Origin of the sequence: Streptomyces kurssanovii (assembly GCF_040677245.1) — a bacterium.
Lineage (GTDB): Bacteria > Actinomycetota > Actinomycetes > Streptomycetales > Streptomycetaceae > Streptomyces > Streptomyces kurssanovii.
Genome location: NZ_JBFAQK010000117.1, coordinates 1 through 4406 on the forward strand (window position 1 = coordinate 1; position 4406 = coordinate 4406).

Sequence of the window (4406 nt, forward strand, 5' to 3'; positions counted from 1 at the left end):
CGTGCCGTGCATCGTGAACGCCTGGTTGAACTGCTCGTTCGACATGATCTGCGTGCCCGGCCGGGCCAGCTCGGCGCGCATGAAGAGCGCCATCACCCCGCCGATGAGGAAGAACATGAACGAGGTGACGAGGTAGAGCGTGCCGATCGTCTTGTGGTCGGTGGTCGTCAGCCACTTCACCACGACGTTGCCGGGCTGCCTGCGGTGTACGGGCAGCTCGTCCTCGTAGGCGTCTTCCGACTGCACATCGAGGCGAGAACCTGACTGAGATGCCACACGAACTCCCGTACGTTCGGGTGCCGTCTGCCCTGGCTCCGGGCGCGGTTGCGCCCACAGACGGCGACCCCAAGGACATATACCGGTGCAATGTATATGTGCCGGGCTCAAGGGGCTATTTGCGACATCCGCTGTTCGGGTGACGGCCCGTCGGGTCCGCTTCCCCGGGCCGTCACCGACGCCCGCCCGGGAACACAAGGGCGTTACGGCCCGCCGATCCCGGGTACTTCTGTGCGGTCGGTACGACCCGTACCGCCTCATACGACGAGGGAGGTCGACGTGGAGGAATCGGTGGACCGGATCGCCGAGCCCTGGGGCGGTCGGACCCCGTACGCGCGGCACGGTGCATGGCCGACCCGCGTGGACACCCACCTCGCCGAGGGCGTCACGGAGGACGAGGTGCAGCGGTGGGTGCAGTCGGCCTCGATCCTGCACTCCGACGGGGACGCGATGGACATCGCCGTCAAGGACGGCCGCATGGTCGGTGTGCGGGGGAGGGCGGTCGACCGGGTCAACCGGGGTCGGCTGGGCCCCAAGGACCTCTTCGCCTGGCAGGCGAACGCCTCGCCCGACCGGCTGACGAGGCCGCTGGTCCGCCAGGGCGGACGGCTGGTGGAGACCGACTGGCCGACAGCGATGGACCGGATCGTCGCCCGCTCCCGCGAACTGCTGGAGGAACAAGGTCCGGGCTCCATCGGCTTCTACACCACGGGCCAGCTGTTCCTGGAGGAGTACTACACCCTCGCGGTCCTCGCCCGGGCCGGCATCGGGACGAACCACCTCGACGGCAACACCCGTCTGTGCACCTCCACCGCCGCGGAGGCCCTCAAGGAATCCTTCGGCTGCGACGGGCAGCCCGGCAGCTACGACGACATCGACCACGCCGACGTGATCGCCCTGTTCGGGCACAACCTCGCCGAGACCCAGCCGGTGCAGTGGATGCGTGTCCTGGACCGGCTGGAGGGGGCCGACCCGCCCCGGCTCGTCTGCGTCGATCCGCGGCCCACCCGGGTGGCACGCCGCGCCACGGTGCATCTGGCGCCGCGTGTCGGCACCAACGTGGCGCTCCTCAACGCGCTGCTGCACGAGACGATCCGTCACGACCGGGTCGACCACGAGTACATCGAGGCGCACACGGTCGGCTTCGAGGAACTCGCCGCCCGCGTCAAGGACTGCACCGCAGAGTGGGCGGCAGCCGTCTGCGACGTACCCGCCAGGCTGATCGTCGAGGCGGCGGAAGTCCTCGGCGGCGCCGACCGGCTGCTCTCCACGGTGCTGCAGGGCGTCTACCAGTCCCACCAGGCGACCGCGGCCGCCGTCCAGATCAACAATCTGCACCTGATCCGCGGGATGCTCGGACGGCCGGGCGCCGGCGTGCTGCAGATGAACGGGCAGCCCACCGCCCAGAACACCCGGGAGTGCGGCGCCAACGGCGACCTGCCGGGATTCCGGAACTGGGAGAACGACGAGCACGTGGCCGACCTGGCCAGGGTGTGGAACGTCGAGCCGGCCACGATCCCGCACTACGCGCCGCCCACCCACGCCATGCAGATGTTCCGCTACGCCGAGCAGGGCTCCATCCGGATGCTCTGGATCAGCGGCACCAACCCGGCCGTCTCGCTGCCCGAGCTCTCACGGATCCGCTCGATCCTCTCCGGCGAAAGGCTGTTCGTGGTGGTGCAGGACCTGTTCCTCACCGAGACCGCCCAACTGGCCGACGTCGTCCTGCCGGCGGCGACCTGGGGCGAGAAGACCGGCACCTTCACCAACGCGGACCGCACGGTGCACCTCTCCGACAAGGCCGTGGAACCGCCCGGGGAGGCAAGGCCCGACCTGGACATCTTCCTCGACTACGCCGCCCGTATGGACTTCCGCGACAAGGACGGCGGCCCGCTGATCCCCTGGCGCGACCCCGAGTCGGCGTTCGAGGCGTGGAAGCGCTGCAGCGCCGGCCGGCCCTGTGACTACACCGGTCTTTCGTACGGCCTGCTGCGCGGTGGCAGCGGCATCCAGTGGCCCTGCACCGAGGACGACCCCTCCGGTACGCCGCGTCTGTACACCGACGGGATCAGCTGGGCGCACCCCGACCGCTGCGAGGCCTACGGCAAGGACCTGGTGACCGGCGCGTCGTCAGGTGTCGTCGAGTACCGCTCGCTCAACCCGGACGGAAAGGCCATGCTCAAGGCCGCCGAGTTCATGCCGCTGCACGAGGCGCCGAGCGAGGAGTACCCGTTCCAGCTGACGACCGGTCGCACCGTCTACCACTTCCACACCCGCACCAAGACCGGCCGGACACCGCAACTGAACGCGGCGGCGCCCGACGTGTGGGTGGAGATCTCCGAGGCCGACGCCGCCGCACGCGACCTGGCGGAGGGCGACCTCGTCGAGGTCGGCTCCCCGCGCGGCTCGCTGCGGGGGCGGCTCCGCGTCACCGGGCTGCGGCGGGGAACGCTGTTCGTGCCCTTCCACTACGGCTACTGGGACACTCCCGCCGGCTTCGGCCCCAACGCCACGGTCCCAGGCCGGGCCGCGAACGAGACCACCGTCACCGACTGGGACGCGGCCTCCAAACAGCCGCTGTTCAAGACCGCCGCCGCGACGCTCACCCTCGTGGAGAAGGGCGGCGGACAGCACTCTCCCGCCCCCACCACCACCGCCTCCGAGCCCGGCCGTGACTCCGGCGTCCCCGCGACGGAAGGCGGCCCCGACGCCCGCGTGCGGCAGACCACGGACGACGCGATCTCGCGGGAAGGGGGCCGGCGGTGAACGGAACCAGCCTCACTCTGCGCGTCCTTCACCACGGCGAGCGCCACCTGGCGGAGGAACTGCTCACCGTGGCGGACCGGCACAGCACGGAGCACGAGGTCCACCACGTCGCCAAGGACCTCGCCGGCTGGTCCCGGGAACACGTCGAACGGCTGGCCGTGACCGGCCGCGCCTACGGGCTCGAACTCGACGAATCGCCGGGGAAGCCCTCGACCGGTCTGCTGACGATGATGCGGGAGAAGACGGCGCAGGCCGTCGGCCACCGGCCGGAGCCCGGCCTGCTGCTCCTGCGCGACCTGCGCGATCTGCATCTGGACGCCGCCGAGAACTCGCTCCACTGGGAGATGCTCGCGCAGGTGGCACAGGCGTCGAAGGACACCCGGCTGCTCGAGCTCGCCTCTTCGTGCCACCCGCGGACGCTCCGCCAGATGCGCTGGACCAACACCATGATCAAGAACATCTCGCCGCAACTCCTGACGAGCCTGTGATGCCGGAAGGACAAGGACAAGGAAAAGGAACAGCGCCGGGGCCGGTGATGCTGATCACCGGTGCGTCCTCCGGCATCGGGGCCGCCGTCGCGACCCGCTTCGCCGCCGTCCCCGGCTGGCGGCTGCTCCTGCACGGACGCGACGCGGAGCGGCTTGGCCAAGTGGCGGCGCGTACGGGCGGAACCGCCCTGCGGGCCGACCTGGCCGACCCGGCGAGCGCCGGCCGGATCGCCGCTGACGCCATCGGAACCGCCGGCCGGGTCGACGTCCTGGTGGCGGCGGCCGGCGTCGGCTGGGCAGGGCCGTTCACCGCCATACCGCCTTCGGCGATCGACGAGGTGCTGGCCGTCGACCTGGCGTCCGTGGTGCACCTGGTGCGTCGGATCCTGCCGCAGATGGTCGAGCGGGGCAGGGGGCGGATCGTGCTGCTGGGTTCCATCGCCGGGGCGGTGGGCGTCGGCGACGAGGCGGTGTACTCGGCGGCCAAGGCGGCGCTGGGCACGTTCGCCGACAGTCTCGCGTACGAACTGAGGGGGACCGGTGTGACGATCTCCCTGGTGCTGCCGGGCATCGTCGACACGCCGTTCTTCGAACGGCGCGGCACGCCGCCTCGCCGCACCGGTCTGAAGCTCCTCACTCCGGAGCAGGTGGCAGAAGCGGTCTGGCGTGCGGTGATGCGGCGGCACCGGGCCGAGATCTTCCTGCCGCAGTGGCTGCGGCTCCCGGCGCGCATCCATGGAGCGGTGCCCCTCGTGTTCCGGCGTCTGGCCGAGCGCTTCGGCTGAGCCGTCGGCCTGATTCCCGCCCTGCCCGCCTGCCCCGCCTTGCTCCACCGCGCAAACGGTCCGGCCGACGGCCTGCCGGTGAAGGTCGGAC

At 70.9% G+C, this 4406-nt stretch carries 4 protein-coding genes; 3 read left to right on the forward strand and 1 reads right to left on the reverse strand.

What is annotated here, in order from left to right; all coding sequences use genetic code 11:
* On the reverse strand, positions 1–276 hold a 276-nt coding region (locus AB0K36_RS34525; RefSeq protein ID WP_364601766.1), incomplete at its 3' end, for a cbb3-type cytochrome c oxidase subunit I.
* Between the two features lie 279 nt (positions 277–555).
* On the opposite strand from AB0K36_RS34525, the gene AB0K36_RS34530 reads away from it, so the two are divergent.
* From AB0K36_RS34530 to AB0K36_RS34540, 3 genes are read left to right on the forward strand one after another with little or no spacing between them, the layout of a single operon-like run.
* Positions 556–3042 carry a molybdopterin oxidoreductase family protein gene (locus tag AB0K36_RS34530; protein WP_364601768.1) on the forward strand — a complete coding sequence of 829 codons (2487 nt, stop codon included), beginning with the start codon at positions 556–558 and terminating at the stop codon, positions 3040–3042.
* Complete coding sequence (locus tag AB0K36_RS34535; RefSeq protein WP_364601771.1) at positions 3039–3530, forward strand: hypothetical protein; 492 nt, start codon at positions 3039–3041, stop codon at positions 3528–3530. The genes AB0K36_RS34530 and AB0K36_RS34535 overlap by 4 nt, the downstream gene beginning before the upstream one ends.
* Before the next feature lie 47 nt (positions 3531–3577).
* A complete protein-coding gene (locus AB0K36_RS34540) occupies positions 3578–4315 on the forward strand; it encodes an SDR family NAD(P)-dependent oxidoreductase (protein WP_364601773.1) in 738 nt (245 codons plus the stop codon).
* Positions 4316–4406 lie beyond the last annotated feature (91 nt).